Raw genomic sequence first — 20,193 nt, forward strand, 5'->3', positions numbered from 1 at the left:
TTTGCACCCCGGCCGCGTTGCCGGAACCCTTGAATACTACAAGTATTCGCGGAACCCGGCGCCTTGCCGGGACACAAAATTGCTGCGCCAACTGCACACTTTATTTTCCGACAGACCCTTACGGGGCCCTTTCGTTATTTGTATATTGTTTCAGGAACATACGTCGTATATTCCGCAAAACACCAGGCTCAACGCCCCTTTATAGGACGGCCGCCACGGCGGCGCCCACTTCGATGCCGCAGGCGCGGCCGAGTTCCTCCATGGTATCCGCCCAAAAAACGGGCACCCCCGTCTCTTCACACAGGGCGAGCACCGGCTGTCTGACGCGCACTTCGGCGTCGCGGGCCACAAACACGGACTTAGCCGCGCCGTCTGTCAGCGCTTTGCGCGTCTGCTTCAGACCCACCGTCTTTTTGGGCGCGGTTTTAAGTTCCTCCAACAACGGATGCCCCACCTCCGAAACGCCCGCCCGCAGACGGCGGGTCGCGCAAGTAATAATATTAGCATATTTTTACGCATTCGTCAAGTATCGCGGAACACGGGAAGTTCGGGCACGCAGGCGCCTACTCGGACACCGCCACAACGTTGTACTCTTCCTCGTACTCGGGGGGTCTTATGAGCGTCGCCTCAAAGTCGCGGTAACGTTCCATGCCGGACCCGGCGGGAACCAGCTTGCCGATGATGACGTTCTCCTTGAGGCCGAGCAGGCTGTCGACCTTGCCCCGGATGGCGGCCTCCGTCAGCACGCGCGTCGTCTCCTGGAACGAGGCGGCGGACAGGAAGCTGTCGGTCGCAAGAGACGCCTTGGTGATGCCGAGCAGCAGCAGCGAGCAGGTGGCCGGCGCCAGGTCCGTCTCCCCGGCGGCGAGCCGCTTTGCGACCTTTTCGTTTTGCTCCTCAAATTCAAAGATATCCACCATCGCGCCCATCAGCAGTTCGGTGTCCCCGGCGGTCTCCACCTTGACCTTGCGCATCATCTGGCGCACGATGACCTCGATGTGTTTGTCGTTGATATCCACGCCCTGCTGACGGTAGACGTGCTGCACCTCTTGGATGAGGTAGTTATGCACGGCTGACACGCCCAGGATGGCCAGCACGTCGTGCGGGTTCAGCGCGCCCTCCGTGAGTTCCGCGCCCTTTTCGATCGCCTGCCCGTCCTTCACCTTGAGTGTGGCCGAACTGGGGATCTGGTAGGCGTGGTTGTTGCCCTCGCTGTCCGTGACGGTGACCAAATGGATCGCGCCCTTGCGGGTGTCCTCGATGGACACGGTGCCGGCGATCTCGGAGAGCACCGCCACACGTTTCGGCTTGCGCGCCTCAAAGAGCTCCTCGACGCGCGGCAGACCCTGCGTGATGTCGTCCCCGGCGACGCCGCCGGTGTGGAAGGTGCGCATCGTGAGCTGGGTGCCCGGCTCGCCAATCGACTGGGCGGCGATGATGCCAACGCTCTCGCCCACATTGACCTGCTCGCCGGTGGCAAGGTTCGCCCCGTAACAACGGGCGCAAACGCCATGACGGGCTCGGCAGGTCAGGAGACTGCGCACCTTGACCTCCCGGATGCCGGCGTCAATGATTTTCCTTGCCTCATCCTCACCCAGCAGCGTGTCGCGCGGCAACAGGAGCCGGCCCGCGCCGTCCAGCAGATCCTCGGCCAGAAAACGCCCCGTCAGGCGGTCGAGCAACGGCTCGATGACAGAGCCCTCCGATATGATCTCAAACACCGTGATGCCGTCTTTGACGCCGCAGTCCACCTCGCGGATGATCACATCCTGCGACACATCCACAAGGCGGCGCGTCAGATACCCGGAGTCGGCGGTGCGCAGCGCCGTGTCGGCCAGGCCCTTACGCGCGCCGCGCGAGGAGATGAAGTATTCCAGCACCGAGAGCCCCTCGCGGAAATTCGCCTTGATCGGGATCTCGATTGTCTTACCGGCCGTATTGGCCATGAGGCCGCGCATCCCGGCGAGCTGGCGAATCTGGTTCATACTGCCGCGCGCGCCCGAGTGCGCCATCATATAAATCGGGTTGAAGCTGTCTAGGTTGTTCTGCATGGCCGCCGTGACCTTCTTCGTGGTCTCGTCCCACTCCTCGATAACCAGGCGATAACGCTCTTCATTGGTGATAAAACCGCGGTTGTACTGCCGGTCGATGGCCGCGACTTTCTTTTCGGCGGCCTCGATCAGGGCGGCCTTCTCGTCCGGCACCACCATGTCGGAGATCGAGATCGTGACGGCGCCCTTTGTGGAATATTTGAAGCCCAAGGCTTTGATGTCGTCCAGCAGCAGCGCGGAGCGGGCAAAGCCATGACGCTTAATGCCGCGCTCAATGATAAGACCCAGCTCCTTCTTGCCCGTGAGGAAGGTGATCTCCAGGTCGCACACGTGCTCCGGGTCGTCTCGGTTCACGAAGCCGAGGTCCTGCGGGATCGCCTCGTTGAACAAGATTCGGCCCACGGTGGCGTGGATCAGCCGGGTGACCGGCTGTCCGTTCACCTCGCAGGTGACGCGTACGCGGATCGGGGCGTGGATGCCCACCTCCCGGGCCTCATAGGCCATCAGTGCCTCGTTGGTACTTGAAAAGACCTTGCCGGCGCCGATCTCGTCCCGCTCGATCGTCAGGTAATAGGAACCGAGCACCATGTCCTGCGTCGGCACCGTGACCGGCCGGCCGTCCTTTGGGTGCAGCAGGTTGTTGGCCGAGAGCATCAGGAAACGCGCCTCGGCCTGCGCCTCGGCGGACAGCGGCACGTGGACAGCCATCTGGTCGCCGTCGAAGTCGGCGTTGTACGCCGTACACACGAGCGGGTGAAGCTTCAGCGCGCGGCCCTCGACCAACACCGGTTCAAACGCCTGAATGCCGAGGCGGTGCAGCGTGGGCGCGCGGTTTAGGAGCACCGGGTGCTCGGAAATGATGTTCTCCAGCGCGTCGTAGACCTCAATGCGGTTGCGCTCGACCATCTTTTTGGCGCTCTTGATGTTGTTGGCCATGCCATCTTCCACGAGCTTCTTCATCACAAACGGCTTGAAGAGCTCCAGCGCCATCTCCTTCGGCAGGCCGCACTGGTAAAGCTTCAGCTCCGGCCCGACCACGATGACGCTGCGGCCCGAATAGTCGACGCGCTTGCCAAGCAAGTTCTGGCGGAACCGCCCCTGCTTGCCCTTCAACATGTCGGACAGGCTCTTGAGCGCGCGGTTGTTGGGGCCGGTGACCGGGCGGCCGCGGCGGCCGTTGTCGATCAGCGCGTCCACCGCCTCCTGGAGCATCCGCTTCTCGTTGCGCACGATGATGTCAGGCGCACCGAGCTGCAGCAGCCTCTTCAGCCGGTTGTTCCGGTTGATCACGCGGCGGTAGAGGTCGTTTAGGTCCGACGTGGCAAAGCGGCCGCCGTCGAGCTGCACCATCGGGCGGATCTCCGGCGGAATGACCGGTACGACGTCCATGATCATCCATTCCGGCCGGTTGCCTGACTGCCGGAAGGACTCGACGACCTCCAACCGCTTGATGATGCGCATCTTCTTCTGGCCGGAAGACTCCTTCAACTCGGCGCGTAGCTCGTGGGAGAGCCGCTCCACATCCATCTCGGCCAGCAGCTCGCGCACCGTCTCCGCGCCCATGCCGGCGCGGAAATCGTCCTCGTATTTTTCCCGCATATCGCGGTATTCCTTCTCGGTGAGGATCTGCTTCTTTTGCAGCGGCGTGTCGCCCGGATCCACAACGATGTAGGCGGCAAAATAGAGCACCTTCTCGAGCAGGCGCGGCGACATATCGAGCACCAGCCCCATGCGAGAGGGAATGCCCTTGAAGTACCAGATGTGAGACACGGGCGCGGCCAGGTCGATGTGGCCCATGCGCTCGCGGCGCACCTTAGCCTTCGTGACCTCGACGCCGCAGCGGTCGCAGACGCGCCCCTTGTAACGGATCTTCTTATACTTGCCGCAGTAACATTCCCAGTCCTTCTGCGGGCCAAAGATACGTTCACAAAACAGCCCGTCGCGCTCCGGCTTCAGCGTCCGGTAGTTGATGGTCTCGGGCTTTTTCACCTCACCGTGGGACCAGGTGCGGATCATCTCCGGAGAGGCCAGCCCAATCTTGATGGATTCAAACGGCGCGTAACTCATGCGGACATCCTTTCTCAATGCGCGCCCGGCGGGGAGGCGGCCCCGCCCCGGCGTCGCAGCATCCACTCACAGCCGGAAACCTTTTGTGGTAAATTTTTCCATATTCGCAATCGGAGCCGTCCGCTATTCCAGAGCAAACAGATCCTCCTCGGCGGCCTCCGGCTCGCGCTCCTCTTCGAGGAAGTCGCCGTACTCCTCCGGTTCCTCCGGCGCCGCCGGCTCGTCCGGGCCCTCCACACCGAAACCCTGAGACGCCAGTTCCTGTTCGACCACGCGCGTGTCCTCGTCGCGCGCCGGCCGCGTGAAGGTCTCATCCTCGTCCTCGTCTCTGAGCTCGATCTCCTCCCGGTTCTTGTCCAGAACGCGGACGTCCAGCCCCAGCGACTGGAGCTCCTTGATGAGCACCTTAAACGACTCCGGTACGCCCGGCTGCGGCACGTTGTGGCCCTTGACAATGGCCTCGTATGTCTTGACGCGCCCGACGATGTCGTCGGACTTGACCGTCAGGATCTCCTGCAGGGTGTAGGCGGCGCCGTAAGCCTCCAGGGCCCACACCTCCATTTCGCCGAAACGCTGGCCGCCAAACTGCGCCTTGCCGCCGAGCGGCTGCTGTGTGACCAGCGAGTACGGCCCGGTGGAGCGCGCGTGGATCTTGTCGTCCACCAGGTGGGCGAGCTTTAAAAAGTACACGTAACCGACGGTGACCGGGTTGTCAAACTGCTCCCCGGTGCGTCCGTCGCACAAAATGCTCTTGCCGTCGCGCCGCAGCCCCGCCATCTCCAGCGTGTTTTCGATGTCAACTTCGTCGGCGCCGTCGAATACGGGCGTGGCCACCTTCCAGCCCAACGAGCGGGCCGCGTAGCCGAGATGCACTTCCAGCACCTGCCCGATGTTCATACGCGACGGGACGCCGAGGGGGTTTAGCACGATGTCGAGCGGCGTGCCGTCCGGCAGGAAGGGCATGTCCTCCTGCGGCAGGATCCGAGAGATGACGCCCTTGTTGCCGTGCCGTCCGGCCATCTTATCGCCCACGCTGATCTTGCGCTTTTGCGCGATGTAACAGCGCACCGCCATGTTGACGCCGGGGTTCAGCTCGTCGCCGCCCTCGCGCGTGAACACTTTGACGTCCACCACAATACCGCTCTCGCCGTGGGGTACCCGCAGAGAAGTGTCGCGCACCTCGCGCGCCTTCTCGCCAAAGATCGCGCGCAGCAGCCGCTCTTCGGCGGTCAGCTCCGTCTCGCCCTTCGGCGTCACCTTGCCCACCAGAATGTCCCCCGCGCGCACCTCCGCGCCGATGCGGATGACGCCGCGCTCGTCGAGCTCTTTCAGCGCGTCCTCGCCCACATTGGGGATATCACGGGTGATCTCCTCGGAGCCCAGCTTCGTGTCGCGCGCCTCGGTCTCGTACTCCTCGATGTGGATCGAAGTGAACACGTCGTCGCGCACGAGCCGCTCGTTGATCAAAATTGCGTCCTCGTAGTTGTAGCCCTCCCACGTCATGAACCCGATCAGCACATTGCGCCCGAGGGAGATCTCCCCCTGGTTCGTGGAAGGGCCGTCGGCCAGCACGTCGCCCGGGCACACCCTATCGCCAATATTCACAATGGTTTTCTGGTTGACGCAGGTACCCTGGTTGGAGCGCAAAAATTTGATGAGCCGGAAATGTTTGACCTGGCCGCTGTCGTAGCGCACCGTGATGTTGTCGGCGGACACCGCCGTGACGACACCGTCCTCCGCGGCCAGCTTGACGACGCCCGAGTCGCAGGCCGCCTTGTACTCAATGCCGGTGGCCACGATAGGGGCCTCCGTCACCAGCAGGGGCACCGCCTGCCGCTGCATGTTGGAGCCCATGAGCGCGCGGTTCGCGTCGTCGTTTTCGAGAAAGGGAATCATGGCCGTGGCCACGGAGACCATCATCTTCGGAGACACGTCCACAAAGTCCACCTGGCGGCTGTCGACCTCGATGATCTCGTCGCGGTGGCGGCAGGTGATGCGCTCATGCCGGAAGGTACCGTCCGGCGCGAGGGGTTCGTTCGCCTGCGCCACAATGTATTCATCTTCCACATCGGCCGTCATATACATCACCTCGTCGGTGAGGCGGCGCGTCCCCGAGTCGATCCGGCGGTAGGGCGTCTCGATGAAGCCGTACTCGTTGATACGGGCGTAGGTGGAGAGATAGGAGATAAGGCCGATGTTCGGACCTTCCGGCGTCTCGATCGGGCACATGCGGCCGTAGTGGCTGTAGTGCACGTCGCGCACCTCGAAGTTGGCGCGCTCGCGCGAAAGGCCGCCGGGCCCCAGCGCCGACATACGGCGCTTGTGCGTCAGCTCGGCCAGCGGGTTCGTCTGATCCATAAACTGGGAAAGCGGCGACGAGCCGAAGAACTCTTTGATAGACGCCGTCACCGGGCGGATGTTGATCAGCGACTGCGGCGTCACGATGTCTAGATCCTGAATCGTCATGCGCTCACGGATCACGCGCTCCATCCGCGAAAAGCCGATGCGGAACTGGTTTTGCAGCAGTTCGCCCACGCTGCGCAGACGGCGGTTGCCCAGATGATCGATGTCGTCCGGGTAGCCGATGCCGTACACCAGCGCACACATGTAGTTGACGGAGGCCAGGATGTCCTCCACAAGGATGTGCTTCGGCACCAGAGAGTCCAGCTTGTCCGTAACGGCTTCCCGCAGCGCCTCGCCCTCGAAGTTGTCGAGCAGCTCACACAGCACAGAGAAGCGCACACGCTCGCGCACGCCCAGTTCCGCCGGGTCAAAGGGGACAAAGGGCTTCATGTCGACCATGCCGTTTGAAAACACTTTGACAAACTTCCCGCCGACGTCGAGCGTCGCCTCGGACACGCCCAGCGCCTCCAGCGCGCGGGCGCGCTCCCGGGTAAGAACCTCGCCTGCCTCGGCCAAGATCTCGCCGGTGCGCGGATCGGCCACCGGCTGCGCCAGCCGGCGGGAGGTGAGCCGGGGCGCCAGGGCGAGTTTTTTGTTGAACTTGTACCGGCCCACGCTGCTGAGGTCGTAGCGGCGCGTGTCGAAGAAGAGGTTGTGGAGCAGCGTCTGGGCGCTGTCCACCGTCGGCGGCTCACCCGGACGCAGGCGCCGGTAAATCTCGATGAGGGCGTCTTCTTCCGTTTTGGAGGGATCCTTCTCCAGTGTGGCTACGATGCGCTCGTCCTCGCCGAAGATCTCCCGGATCTGGGCGTCCGTCCGGATACCCAACGCGCGGATGAGGGAAGTGACCGGCAGCTTCCGGTTTTTGTCGATGCGCACATAGAAGATGTCGTTGATGTCCGTCTCGTACTCAAGCCAGGCGCCCCGGTAGGGGATCACCGTGCTGGAAAACAGCGGCTCGATGCCCTTGTCGGGGCGCTCTTCAAAGTAGATACCCGGGCTGCGCACAATCTGCGAGACGATGACGCGCTCGGCGCCGTTTATGATAAAAGTCCCGCCCTCCGTCATGAGCGGGAAATCCCCCATGAAAATCTCTTGCTCTTTGATCTCCTCGGTCTCCCGGTTGCGCAGGCGCACCCGCACTTTGAGCGGTGCGGCATAGGTGGCGTCGCGCTCCTTGCACTCCTCCATCGAATACTTGAGGGTGTCCTCCAGCACAAAATCGATGAAGCTGAGCTCCAGGTTGCCGGTGTAATCCGTGATCGCGGAGACGTCGTGGAACACCTGACGCAGCCCTACGTTTAGAAACCACTGGTAGGAATTTTTCTGCACCTCAACCAGATTCGGAATCTCCAGCACGTCGTCCAGCCTGGCATAACTTTTGCGGGTCGTTCTTCCATAGCGCACGTCCTTGACCATATATATGCATTCCTCCCAAGTACAGTGCCGCCCGTCTGGGGCGGTAGTGCCGAGTGCTGAGTGATGAGTGCTGAGTGATACGATGAGGTGCCTGCTGTACACATCCGGGGACGCTAAAGGCGGCCCCTCATTGCGACACACGCGGCAGCGTTGATTTTTTCACTCGCCCCGCTCTTGTGCTTTGCGACAAGGTGTGCTATGATAGGATCATAATCGGAGTAGAGTGCGTTTTTCTCATACACAGGAGCTAAAATTGTATCACACCCCCGACAGACTGTCAAGGGGTGTGATTGTTGTTTTTGCGCCTTTGACCGTCCAAAGACACACTGTTTACAAATTGTTTACATGATGGCGCCTCTGAACCGCTCCACGCTCGGCGCTACCTTCGGCGGGCAGGGTGAGAGGCGTTCTCCTCCACCAGCGGCGAAATAAGCTTACTCGTATCGTCTTCCTCCAAAATAAACTCACCCGTGTCGGCATCGTACGTATAAATTCCGCTAAATCTGCCGCCTTCATTTTCCACACCTCTTTCAGGCTGCTGTTTCAAGAAAATCATTATCAATTACCTCCCTTGCTTTTCAATTGAAGAGCGAAATCAGTGTTGCTGGGACAAGAGAGGAGTTTATCGGTTTGCGACACCGTTTTCATATGCCATATGGGGGGCGTTTCTTCTCACCACACCCGCTCCTGCTTGCTCTACTCTCTCCAGTCATAACTGGGGGTTTAAGCCGTCAATTATTTGGTTTCAAAGATTCCAAGTCCTTCTTGCTCAAAAGAGGACGTTTAATCAAACTTGTTAAGGCAAGCACGCCAAGGGATATGCCTGCAATCACATCAAGCGATACTCTGCACATATACAATACTGCAAGCATAAGCATTGCGGCCGCAAATAATCCTGTTGAGAGTCTTGCTTTTTTTAGCGGATCGCTCTGTAGCAATGCTGGATTGTCTGATTCAATGCGCCTAAGTCGGAGAGTGGCGACAAGTGTAAAGGCACCATAGTATCCAGCAACAAACAGTGTAGCGACTGTACAGACTACTCGCACAATTATCTCTACAAGCCATGTCGAGATAATATTATTCATCACATTTTCCTCCTTTGCAAAAGTAAACATATGCCAACACATCAGTATTAAATACTGATGTGTTGGTAATCAGATGGAATCTTGGCTACTGCTTCGTACAGCACATTATTTTCTTAAAAATGCATATTATCAGTAGCGTAGTAGCAAGCATCAATTGCCATCATACAATTGTTGTTTTGATTAGCAACTTCTACTCCCGCGGTCGCAGCTGTACCTGTTAGTGCTGCTGTAGAAATGATAGCTGCAATTGCAGCAGGTGACAAGATACCTGCCGATGCGACTGCCATTCCCGACAATATTCCAGTGAAGACCACAGAAATAGCTGCAGTTGTTGTTTTCGATGCGAGCGAAGCTTCTAAGACTGCCATTGTGTGTACCGAGTCCTTAAACGCATTTGCTTGAGTCACGTTTGAACTGTTTTCCCATATTTTGTAATAGTAAGTACCAGAAGTACCATCCAGTTTCGGGCGAACCATTTTCCATTCGGCCGGACTACCAGACCATTATCATAGCACGATCACATCGCGCTGTGTTCAAAAAGTCATAAGTGGTAGCAAATTTGTCACGAACGATAAAAATCTGCCATTCACGTCAAATTTGATACCGCTTAGGTCATAGCCAGGGGTTTAAGGCGTTAATTATAAGCTCTTTGCACAGCCTTGTCAATACTTTCTGTGGAATTCATTTGTGGGGAATTTCAACCCGCACAAAAATCAGCCGCCCCCCGGTGACGGAGGGCGGCTGATTTTTTGTTTTAGCGGCGGTTCACTTGTTGTCCACGCTGTTCATGTAGACGATGAGGTCGATGACCTTGCTCGAATAGCCCCACTCGTTGTCGTACCAGGCGACCAGCTTGACAAAGGTATCTGTCAGCGCGATGCCGGCCTTGGCATCGAAGACTGAGGTGCGGGACTCGCCGACGAAGTCGCTTGAGACGACGGAGTCCTCTGTGTAGCCGAGGATGCCTTTGAGGGGGCCTTCGCTCGCGGCCTTGATGACGGCGCAGATCTCGTCGTACTTCGCGGGCGTCTTCAGGTTGACCGTCAGGTCCACCACCGAGACGTCCAGCGTCGGTACGCGCATCGACAGACCCGTGAGCTTTCCGTTCAGCTCGGGGATAACCTTGCCCACCGCCTTCGCGGCGCCGGTGGAACTCGGGATGATGTTGCCTGACGCCGCGCGGCCGCCGCGCCAGTCCTTCTTGGAGGCGCCGTCCACCGTGAGCTGGGTGGCCGTGGTGGCGTGGATCGTCGTCATCAGACCGTCGGTGATGCCGAATTTGTCATGGATGACCTTCGCCAGCGGGGCGAGACAGTTTGTCGTGCAGGAGGCGTTGGACACAAACTGCATGTCCGGCGTGTACTTGTCGAGGTTGACGCCGCAGACGAACATCGGGGTGTCGTCCTTCGAGGGGCCGGTGTAGACGACCTTCTTCGCGCCGGCGTCGATGTGGGCCTTCGCCTTGTCTTTGGAGTGGAAGATGCCCGTGGCATCCACCACGTACTGAGCGCCGATCTTGCCCCAGGGGATGTTCGCCGGGTCTTTTTCGGCGAAGAAGAGAATCTTCTTCCCATTCACAGTGATGGAGCTGTCGTCGTACGAGACCTCCCCGTCAAAGCGGCCGTGCACCGTGTCGTAACGGAGCATGTAGGCCATATAGTCCGGGGACATAAAAGGGTCGTTGATGCCCACAAACTCCACCTGTGGGTTCGCGAGGCCCGCCCGGAACACCAGACGCCCGATGCGCCCAAAGCCGTTGATGCCGATCTTGATACTCATTGTGTCCGTTCCTCCTAACTCAAAATACGGAAACATTATACACCGCCCGCCGCGGGAAGACAAGCCTTTTTTCTAGATGTGGTAGAATTATCCATATCTGTGCCCCGTCAGTCGGCCTCTGAGAGGCGGCGGGGGCCGCGGTCTAGGTTTGTGTCTACGATCAGGCGGCGGGGACATTTTTCGGCGCAGTCGCCGCAGCTCACGCACTTCTCGTAGTCGATGGAGGCGAGGCTGTCGGTGATCGTGACGGCGCCGTGCTTACAGATTTTCTCGCAGATGCGGCAGCCGAGGCAGCCGATGTCACACACCTTCCGCAGCACGCCGCCCCGCTCGTGGGAGGAACAGGCCACTACGATGTCGGCGTAGTAGGGGACGGGTATGATGAGAGACTTGGGGCAGACCTTCGTGCAGGTCAGGCAGCCCGTGCAGCGCTCGTGGTCGACCACGGCCACGTCGTCGCGGACCGAGATCGCGCCGAACGGACAGGCGGCCACACAACTCCCTAGGCCGATGCAGCCGTACGAACACTCAAGCGGCCCCCCGTCGCCGAGCCGCATGGCGGCCACGCAGTCCGGCAGCCCGACATAGTCGAACTTCCGCCGGGCGCGTACGCCCCCGGAACAACGCACCAGCGCCGTCAGACGGGTGTTTTTCTTCAGTTCCACACCGAGAAGCGCCGCCAGCGCCTCGGCCGTCGCCGCCCCGCCCACCGGGCAGGCGCCTACGTCGGCCTGCCCAGCCACCAGCGCCTCCGCGAGCGCGGCGCAGCCGGCATAGCCGCAGCCGCCGCAGTTTGCGCCCGGCAGCGCCGCCAGCACATCGTCCAGCCGCTCATCCTTCTCGACAGCCAACACCTGGGACGCGCCGCCCAACACCAGCGCCAGCACGCCGCCGAGCCCGCCCAGCACCAACACGGCAAACAACACATTGATCGTCATAGCAGCCACGCCTTCCTTGCAGATCGGAAATCCCGGCGCGCCCCCCGGCGCCGCGTCACGGGAACACCTTCAGCCCGCTGAAGCCCATGAACGCCATTGCGAGGAGGCCGGCGGTGATGAGTGCGATGGGAAATCCCTCAAACGGGGCGGGGTAGCCCGCGAACGTCAGCCTTTCCCGGACACTGGCGAAGAGCAGGATCGCCAGCGTGAACCCCAGCGCCGCCGTCACGCCGTAGACGACGCTCTCGAGGAACGAATACGCATTGTCCACATTTAAGATGGCGACGCCGAGCACGGCGCAGTTCGTTGTGATGAGCGGCAGATAGATCCCCAGCGCGTTGTAGAGCGCCGGCGCCGCCTTTTGCAGGAACATTTCGACGAGCTGTACGAGCGCCGCAATGACGAGGATGAAGGCCACCGTGCGCATGTAGCCGAGGGAGAGCGGGGTCAGCAGCCAGGTGTTCACACACCAGGTGGCCGCCGACGCCGCGCCCATGACGAAGATGACGGCCATGCTCATCCCCAGCGCCGTGTCCATCTTTTTCGAGACACCGAGGAAGGGGCAGATGCCCAAAAACTTCACGAGCACAAAATTTTCAATGAGAATCGCGCCCAGCGCGATGGAGAACAGCCGAGTGAGATCCACAGCACGCGTCCCGCGGGAGATTCCCTCAGGACTTTCCCCCCTTTCGGCCGGCCATCAGCTTCTGCGTGGCCGCGATGACAAAACCCAGCGTCAGAAACCCACCGGTGGGCAGTACGAGCAGCAGCACCCCGGGGAACGCGTCGGGCAATACGCGCTGCCCCAGCAGCGTGCCGCTCCCGAGCACTTCACGGATAACGGACACGACGGAGAGCGCCGCCGTGAATCCGAGCCCCATCGTGAGCCCGTCCAGCGCCGAGCGGACAACGCCGTTTTTGGAGGCGTAGGCCTCCGCCCGCGCCAAGATGATGCAGTTTACGACGATGAGCGGGATAAACAGCCCCAAACTCTGCGACAACGCGGGCAAGAAGGCGCCCAGCAGCATATCGACCAGCGTGACAAATCCGGCGATGATCACGACGTACGCGGCGATGCGGATCTTCTCCGGGATGAGCTTTCGCATCAAGGAAATCGCGGAGTTTGAACAGATGAGCACAAGCGTGGCGCACGCGCCCATCCCGAGTCCGTTGGCCAGAGATGTGGAGATGGCCATGGTCGGGCACATACCGAGCAGCAGCACCAGCGTGGGGTTTTGGTCCAGCAGTCCGTTCTTAAACTGCCGCAGCGTCTGGTTCATCGCGCCTCACCACCCCTTTACAATTGAAAATTGATAATTGATAATTTTTGCTCATTTGAGGGTCAGGGCGGCGGCGGAAGCCGCCGCCGCCCCGTTGTACACGGCGGTGGAGGAGACGGTCGCACCCGAGATGACATGGACGTCGTCCGTTCCCGTGCCCAGGACAAACCCGGGGGTCTTGCCGGTGAACTGATCTAAAAACGTGGGTTCCTGGGCCTTGGTGCCGATGTTCGGCGTCTCCTTCATGTCGATGATCCGCACGCCCGTGACCGTCCCGTCCGGCTGCACGCCCACCACCGCGGTGATGGGTCCGCCAAAGCCGCCGGGCGCGACCTCGACCGCGTAGCCGACAAAGTCATGCGCGGCGCTGTAGGCGCGGCGCACGGTCTGCACCGGAGCCACCCAGCTCCCCTCCACAATCTCCGGTTCCCCCGCCGCCCCCGGCAGCACCTCCGACACGGACGCCACCAGCGCCTCCTGCCGAAGCCGTTCAATGAGAGGCGCCGTGATCCCGTTGACAAAACCGAGCAGGAACGCGAGCACAGCGGTCAGCGACGTCAGCATGACCACCATGTAAAGAACCGGGTGCGTCTGAGACAGCGGCCGCCGCGGCGTCGCCTCCGACCGGCGAACCCGGCCAAACAACGCGGCCCAGAAGGCGGGCTTTTGGGCCGGCGTCTCGGCAGTCGGCGTCTCGGCTTCGGGCGCCTTGACATCCGGCGTCTTCGTGTCCGGCGTCTCCGTCTTGGGCGCCGGATGCGGGGACTTCCGTTTCGGCTTGTTCACGCCTTGCCGCCTCCTTTCCGGATGAAACGCGTCAGCCGCGGGACCCCGAATCGGCGAGGCAGCGAGATCTTGTCGAGCAGCCACACGCAGGCGTTCATCACGAGAATCGCGTAGGACACACCCTCCGGGTAGGCTCCGAAGTAGCGGATGAAAACCGTGAGCAGGCCGCAGCCAATGCCGAAAATCCATTGGCCGCGCTTTGTCACGGGCGATGTGGTGTAGTCGGTGGCCATGAAGACGGCCCCGAGAACGAGCCCACCGGAGAGCACCTCGTAGAGCATCCACTCAAGCGGCGCCGCGTCCCCCTTCGGGAACAGGAAGGTGAGCGCCGCCACCGTGCCGAGGTACGCGACCGGGATGCGCGGCGTGATGACGCGGCGTACAACGAGGTAGACCCCGCCCAGCAGCAGCATCAGCGCCGACACCTCTCCCAAACTGCCGGGCGCCTGCCCCAGCAGCAGATCTTGCAGGTTGTACGCGTCGGCGGGCAGCGCGCCGTGCTTTAAAAAGGACAGCGGCGTGGCGGCCGAGACGACGTCCACCGGCCCCCACAGCGGCAGCGCGTTCCACTGGCCCGGCTGCGGCTTGGGGAAGCTCGTCATCCACACGGGGAACGAAAAGAGAAACACGCGGGCCGCCAGTGCCGGGTTTAGGAAATTTTTACCAATTCCACCGTAAAGCTGCTTGACGACGACGACGGCGACAAGAGCCCCCACGACCGGCAGCCAGTACGGGACCGACACCGGCAGGTTGAACGCCAGCAGCAGGCCCGTGACCACAGCCGAGAGATCCCGCACCGACGAGGGTTTTTTCAGCAGTTTGCGGTAAGCCCATTCAAAGAACACACAGGCCGCCACGCTCACGGCGGTGACCGTCAGCGCGCGCAGACCGAAAAAGTAGACGGCGATCACCAACGGAAAGGCGAGGGCAATGCAGACATCCAGCATGATCGAACGGGTATCCTCCTCGGCCCGGATGTGCGGCGAGGAGGACACGACAAAACGGGTGTCGGCCATATCGGTCAGTTCCCTCCCCTCTTTCGCGCTTCCCGGAGTTTCTGCTTGGCCGTGCGAAAGGAGTGGACCAGGTGCAGCCGCCCGGGGCAGATGTAAGAACAGCTGCCGCACTCGATGCAGTCGCTCACCCGCATCCGCTCGCACTCCGCCAGCATGTTTTTCTGTTCGTAGTGGTAGAGATACACCGGCAGCAGCCGCATCGGGCACGCCGACACGCAACGGCCGCAACGGATGCAGACCGGCTCTTTCTCGGGTTTGCCCTCCCCGCGCGAAAACGCGAGCAGCGCGTTCGTGCCCTTGACGACCGGGGCGTCCAGATTGTGCTGGGCCACGCCCATCATGGGTCCGCCCATGATGATCTTGAAGGGTTGCTCCCGAAAGCCGCCTGTCGCCTCAAACACGGCCCTGAGCGGGGTACCAATCCGCACGCTCAAATTTTTGGGGTTGGAGACGGCGGACCCGGACACCGTGACGACGCGCCGCAGCAGCGGCATCCCGGTGGTGACGGCGCGGTGGATGGAGGCGACGGTGTCCACATTGAAGACGGCGGCGCCCACCGCCGCCGGCAGCGCCCCCGGCGGCACTTCCCGGCCCGTGACGGCGCGGATAAGCTGTTTTTCCGCCCCCTGAGGGTAGCGGGTGGCGAGCGGCGCCACCCGCACGCCGTCGCCCCGCCTCGGCAGGGTGCGGCGCAGTGTCTCCACAGCGTCCGGTTTGTTGGTCTCGACGGCGATCACGGCGCTCTCCAACCCATAGATTTTCATCAGCGCCCGCACCCCTCCGAGGATCTCTTCCGGTGTCTCCAGCATGACGCGGTGGTCGGAGGTGATGTAGGGCTCGCACTCGGCGCCGTTTACGATCAGCGTGTCCACCTTCCCGAGCCCGGAAGCGATCTTCGTGTGAGTGGGGAAGGCCGCGCCGCCCAGGCCCACGAGCCCGGCTTCGCGGACGACGGCGATCAGTTCCTCCGCCGTCAGCGTTTCCGCCGAACCGAACGGGCGGATGTCGGGGTGGGGGGCGTCGGCGCCGTCGTTTTCCAGCACGACGGAGAGCATGCGGCCCCCGTTCGGGTGGGGGCAAACCTCCACGGCCGCCACCGTACCCGAGACGCTGGCGTGGATGGGCGCGGACACCGGAGACGCGCTCACGGCGATTTTCTCCCCCAGCAGCACATGCTGCCCCACCTTGACCACCGGCTCACAGGGCGCGCCGATGTGCATGGAGACGGGCAGCACGACCCGGGCCGGGGGCGGCAATGGCTCGATCGGTTTTTGCCGGGTGGCGTCTTTGTGCCCCTCCGGATGGACGCCGCCCTGGAACGGGAAGATCATGGCACATTCCTCCGCAATTTGAATGGAGCCCCTTCACAACGAAGCCGGTTTTCGTATTGTCAAAATTCCGTATTATCAAAATTTAGTATACTCAAAACTGCGCCAAAAGGCAAGCCTCTTTGCGCATTTTTGTCTCCGCGCGCATTTCGATTGCTTTTCCGCGCATTTTCCTGTAAACTATGGCTGGTGGTTTGCGTCGTCGTCGCGACCTTTCAACAAATCGACAATTGCCAATGTGTTAATATTGTCCATTTTCAACTGTACATTGTCAATTGTCCGTCAGGTGTGATTGTGTGAAGGAATGGCCGGGCGGATTTTCAGCGGGGGGCGTCATCCCGCAAGCGTCGCTGTGGGGCGGGCTCAGCCTGCTTTTCCTCATTCCGCTCTCCTGGCCCGTCCGCGCGCTCTCCGAGGGCACGCAGACGGACCGTTTTTGGGTCTTCGCGCTCTTTGCTCTCCTCTTCGCCGGTACGCTCGGCGCCTTTTTGCTGCGCCGCCGGACCCCAGTCTCTCTCCGCACGGCGCTGACGGCGGCGGTCATCCTCGCGGCGGCGCTGCTTGTGCGCGCCGCCTGCCTCGATCACCGCACCAACGACTACGACGCCTTCCTCTCGCACTGGGTGTCGTATTTTCGGGCATACGGCGGGTTTTCCGCCCTCGCGACGCTGCCGAGCGATTACAACGTGCCCTATCTTTACTTGCTGTCGTTCTTCGCCGCCCTCCCGCTGCGCGATCTGTACCTCATCAAACTTGCCTCCGTCGCCGCCGACCTGCTGCTCGCCTTTGCGGTCTGCGCACTGGGCCGCCGGCTGGGGCTCGGTGATGAACATCGGCTGGGGCTGATGGCGCTGGTGCTGATGGCCCCCACGATTTGGATGAACAGCGCCCTTTGGGCGCAGTGCGACGTCATATACACGTTGTTTGTGGTGCTGTGTCTCTACTTCGTCTTGGGGGAGCAGCCGGGGGCGGCGATGGCCGTGGCGGGGCTGGCCCTTGCCTTCAAACTCCAGGCGGTGTTTTTCTTCCCGGTGCTCGCCATATTGCTCTTCCGCCGGCGGATCCGCTGGGTCCACGCGCTCTGGTGCCCGGGCGCCTTTCTCGCCGTGTCGCTGCCGGCGCTGCTCGTGGGGCGACCCTTTGCGCAGCTGTTTTCCATCTATTACACACAGGTGAATCAATACAGCCGGTATCTGAACTTAAACGCGCCCTCTCTCTTCGCGCTGGTGCCGGACACGGCGCCGACGGCGCCCTTCTTCATGGCGGGGCTGGCCTGCGCGGCCCTGTTTGTACTGCTTTTGTTCTACCGGTTCTCTGACCCGGCCCGGCCGCTGTCCGACAGGACCCTTGTGGCGCTGTCGTTTCTCTGCTGTGTGGGGCTGCCCTGGGTGCTGCCCAGCATGCACGAGCGCTACTTTTACATGGCCGACGTGTTCTCCCTGCTCTACGTCATGCTCCAGCCGCGCCGTTGGTACCTCGCGCCTCTCACGCTCTACGCCTCTTACGCCGGCTACCACGCCTATCTGTTTGGGAGCCATCTCCCGTTCGCCATGTGGCTGCCGGCCCTGCTTTTGCTGCCCGTCGTCTATCATCTGACCAAAGAGATGATGTCGATCGAGCGCCTCGATACGGCCTCCCTGACGCCGTAATATTGGGGCGTCTCCCGTTGGAGGCGCCCGCTTGGAGGTGGATGTATGCGGTTCCCTTACGGGCGAGTGGCGGTGATCACCGGCGCCGGCTCCGGCATCGGACGCGCCTGCGCGGAGGCGTTTGCGGCGCGGGGGTACCTGGTGTGGGCGCTGTACCGCCGGGCCGCCGGGCCGCCGGTGCAGACCGAAGCGGGCGGGTGTCTCACGCCGCTCGTCTGCGACGTGCGCGACGAGGACTCGGTGCGCGGGGCCGTGACCCACATCGCGGCGCGGGAGGGCACCGTCGGCCTCGTGCTGCACTGCGCCGGATTCGGCATCTCCGGCGCCGCGGAGGACGTCCCCCCCGAGGCGGCGCTGTCCCAGATGGAGACCAATTATTTCGGCGTGCTGCGGGTGAACCGCCACATCCTGCCGCTCATGCGCGCGCGCGGCGGCGGACTCGTGTTGGTGGTTGGCTCGGTGGCCGGGCTCATTTCGATCCCGTTTCAGAGCCACTACGCCTCGTCCAAGTACGCGCTGGAAGCCTATGTGGAGGCGCTGCGCATGGAGGGCGCTCCGTTTGGTCTGCGCGCCGCGCTGCTGGAGCCGGGCGACACCAAGACGGGTTTCACCGCCGCGCGGACGCCGGCCGGCCCGGCGGACTCCCCCTACGCCCGGGCCTGCGCGCGCGCCGTGGCGCGCATGGCGCGCGACGAGGCGCGGGGCCACGACCCGGCCAAAACGGCCCGCGCCGCACTCGCCTTGGCTCGCCGCCGGCATCCGCCCGTCCGTCGCGTCATCGGCCTCTCTTACAAACTCCTGGTCTTCGCCAAGCGCCTTCTCCCCGCGCGTCTGATCGAGTTTGTTCTGATCCGGATGTATTTGAAGAATTGAGAATTGAGAATGGAGAATTATACCTTTTCATTCTCTGCGTGCCAAGTCACGCCAAGATCGGAACTGATCAGCGTGACAGTATCGTCTTCGGAGAGGGGATTTGACAGAAGAAGTCTGTACGTATCACCCTGGATCTGAAAGGCGGAGAACTGGTAATATGAATTTTCCGGCCGGTCGATTTCGGGCATCGCAACCGCGTCCCAGGTCATCCATCCCGCCGTCGGCGGTTCTGTACATCGGGAGGGGATTTGTATCGAGTTCAAATCGGAAGCACATGAATCCGATGTTTTCGGTTGTGAACAGCCCGAAACGCAAAACGCGCGCGTAACGGTCATTGATGTTGTCGACTTCTTCCCAAGATTTTCCAGAATCGTGTGAGAGGTAGACAAAGTTTTCCTGGTTTCCCATCCCGTGATATTGACTCCCGATGACCCAACCGTCGGACGCAGAGGTGAATCCTATCAATACGGAAGAGAAACCGTTGACCTCACTATCAAATTGCCGTTCACGGGCCTTTGGCAGGACAGCTTCAGACCAGTTTTTCCCTTTGTCCACAGTGCAATGCACGGTGGCGTCACTGTTGTTCCCACCCGACACAAAGGCCGTCATACGAGGGTGGACAAATATGTCGAACGGTTCGATTTCTTGGTCATTCGCCGCCAAACACTGCTTGACAGGGTTCGGAATTGGGATCTGTTTATCGTTGTTTTCGGCAGCATACTGCACACGGAGGCTGTTGCCCGAAAACGAAAAGCTTTCGCGCTGCTCCGCAAACGCAGAGGCGGTTTCGTTAGATGTGCAGGCTTGCAGCAAAATGAGTGATACAGCGATGACAATGGCGGTGGTACGGCACGCTCTTTTTGTCATGATTTTACACCTCTTGATAAAATAGATACCTGAATTTCCGGCAGGAATGATAGCCTATGTCTCCGGTTGGAAGGAACGCTGCCAAAGAGCGAAACCAAATGGATTTACATTTTCTTGCATGCCCGAGTCGCGAAGGGTTACAGCCCCTCCGCGCGTCTCACCTCGCGGGTGAATTTGTTATAGTGTTTATTGTATAGAAGCAGTATGAACAGAATCATTATTATATCACGCTTTCAGCCATTTGTGCAGACCCTTCCTCACGGCCTCAGGCTATAAGTCACATGCCATGGATAAGATCCGAAGGGCTCGGGCTTACTATGCAGAGAATGGGCGGCTACCTGCTTCAGGATGACCTCCCTGGGCGTCTATAAAATTTTGCAATGTTTCATTGTAGTGTTAATTATGGCTTACTGAATGGCGCCATTCAGTAAGCCATAATTATATATCCCGTTTCTGTAAATGTCAAGCACCTTTTTCATCATTAGCGTTTGACATCCCGAACCGTAAAGATTGCACACATCAACCCGATCACAAAAACGACAACAGTATAGACAAGATAGGGTGCGAGAGACTCCATGTGCTGACTGTTTTCATAGAAATTGAACGCGCCGCTCAGTGTATAGCGCTTTATGAGGTCGATCCCCAATAAACT

General features: G+C 60.9%; 16 protein-coding genes. 2 read left to right on the plus strand and 14 right to left on the minus strand.

Annotated elements, in window-relative coordinates; translation table 11 throughout:
- Nucleotides 1-199: 199 nt before the first annotated feature.
- The 13 genes from LBK75_08425 to rsxC all read right to left on the minus strand — a co-directional run bounded on the left by LBK75_08425 (nucleotide 200) and on the right by rsxC (nucleotide 16,155).
- Nucleotides 200-442: a ribosomal L7Ae/L30e/S12e/Gadd45 family protein gene (locus LBK75_08425; GenBank protein ID MDR1158306.1), complete on the minus strand. Its 243-nt coding sequence runs from the start codon at nucleotides 440-442 to the stop codon at nucleotides 200-202.
- A 121-nt stretch (nucleotides 443-563) separates the two neighbouring features.
- Nucleotides 564-4,118, minus strand: a complete 3,555-nt coding sequence (gene rpoC, locus LBK75_08430) for a DNA-directed RNA polymerase subunit beta' (protein MDR1158307.1) — start codon at nucleotides 4,116-4,118, stop codon at nucleotides 564-566.
- A 123-nt stretch (nucleotides 4,119-4,241) separates the two neighbouring features.
- On the minus strand, nucleotides 4,242-7,940 hold the full coding sequence (rpoB, locus tag LBK75_08435; GenBank protein MDR1158308.1) for a DNA-directed RNA polymerase subunit beta: 3,699 nt from the start codon (nucleotides 7,938-7,940) through the stop codon (nucleotides 4,242-4,244).
- Between the two features lie 379 nt (nucleotides 7,941-8,319).
- The gene (locus LBK75_08440; protein MDR1158309.1) at nucleotides 8,320-8,496 is read right to left on the minus strand and encodes a hypothetical protein; all 177 of its coding nucleotides are present in this window, start codon (nucleotides 8,494-8,496) and stop codon (nucleotides 8,320-8,322) included.
- A 175-nt stretch (nucleotides 8,497-8,671) separates the two neighbouring features.
- A complete protein-coding gene (locus tag LBK75_08445) occupies nucleotides 8,672-9,025 on the minus strand; it encodes a hypothetical protein (protein MDR1158310.1) in 354 nt (117 codons plus the stop codon).
- A gap of 113 nt (nucleotides 9,026-9,138) precedes the next feature.
- Complete coding sequence (locus LBK75_08450; GenBank protein MDR1158311.1) at nucleotides 9,139-9,501, minus strand: hypothetical protein; 363 nt, start codon at nucleotides 9,499-9,501, stop codon at nucleotides 9,139-9,141.
- Between the two features lie 289 nt (nucleotides 9,502-9,790).
- Complete coding sequence (gene gap, locus LBK75_08455) at nucleotides 9,791-10,804, minus strand: type I glyceraldehyde-3-phosphate dehydrogenase (GenBank protein MDR1158312.1); 1,014 nt, start codon at nucleotides 10,802-10,804, stop codon at nucleotides 9,791-9,793.
- 107 nt (nucleotides 10,805-10,911) lie between these two features.
- Nucleotides 10,912-11,742 (minus strand): RnfABCDGE type electron transport complex subunit B, encoded by an 831-nt coding sequence (locus tag LBK75_08460; GenBank protein ID MDR1158313.1) that lies wholly within the window; start codon nucleotides 11,740-11,742, stop codon nucleotides 10,912-10,914.
- A gap of 55 nt (nucleotides 11,743-11,797) precedes the next feature.
- Complete coding sequence (gene rsxA, locus LBK75_08465) at nucleotides 11,798-12,388, minus strand: electron transport complex subunit RsxA (protein ID MDR1158314.1); 591 nt, start codon at nucleotides 12,386-12,388, stop codon at nucleotides 11,798-11,800.
- 25 nt (nucleotides 12,389-12,413) lie between these two features.
- Entirely contained in the window at nucleotides 12,414-13,022 is a 609-nt protein-coding gene (locus tag LBK75_08470) for an electron transport complex subunit E (protein ID MDR1158315.1), read from the minus strand.
- 51 nt (nucleotides 13,023-13,073) lie between these two features.
- Nucleotides 13,074-13,808 carry an FMN-binding protein gene (locus tag LBK75_08475; protein MDR1158316.1) on the minus strand — a complete coding sequence of 245 codons (735 nt, stop codon included), beginning with the start codon at nucleotides 13,806-13,808 and terminating at the stop codon, nucleotides 13,074-13,076.
- On the minus strand, nucleotides 13,805-14,824 hold the full coding sequence (locus LBK75_08480; protein MDR1158317.1) for an RnfABCDGE type electron transport complex subunit D: 1,020 nt from the start codon (nucleotides 14,822-14,824) through the stop codon (nucleotides 13,805-13,807). The genes LBK75_08475 and LBK75_08480 overlap by 4 nt, the downstream gene beginning before the upstream one ends.
- A gap of 5 nt (nucleotides 14,825-14,829) precedes the next feature.
- Complete coding sequence (rsxC, locus tag LBK75_08485) at nucleotides 14,830-16,155, minus strand: electron transport complex subunit RsxC (protein MDR1158318.1); 1,326 nt, start codon at nucleotides 16,153-16,155, stop codon at nucleotides 14,830-14,832.
- Between the two features lie 293 nt (nucleotides 16,156-16,448).
- Between rsxC and LBK75_08490 the strand changes: the two genes are divergently transcribed.
- Nucleotides 16,449-17,801, plus strand: coding sequence for a hypothetical protein (locus tag LBK75_08490; protein ID MDR1158319.1), 1,353 nt, complete (start codon nucleotides 16,449-16,451; stop codon nucleotides 17,799-17,801).
- A gap of 45 nt (nucleotides 17,802-17,846) precedes the next feature.
- Nucleotides 17,847-18,674, plus strand: a complete 828-nt coding sequence (locus LBK75_08495) for an SDR family NAD(P)-dependent oxidoreductase (GenBank protein MDR1158320.1) — start codon at nucleotides 17,847-17,849, stop codon at nucleotides 18,672-18,674.
- A gap of 123 nt (nucleotides 18,675-18,797) precedes the next feature.
- Here the strand turns inward: LBK75_08495 and LBK75_08500 are convergent, their stop codons facing one another.
- A complete protein-coding gene (locus LBK75_08500; protein MDR1158321.1) occupies nucleotides 18,798-19,541 on the minus strand; it encodes a hypothetical protein in 744 nt (247 codons plus the stop codon).
- Nucleotides 19,542-20,193: the final 652 nt, after the last annotated feature.

This window comes from Oscillospiraceae bacterium (assembly GCA_031265355.1).
Classification (GTDB): Bacteria; Bacillota; Clostridia; order Oscillospirales; family UBA929; genus JAIRTA01.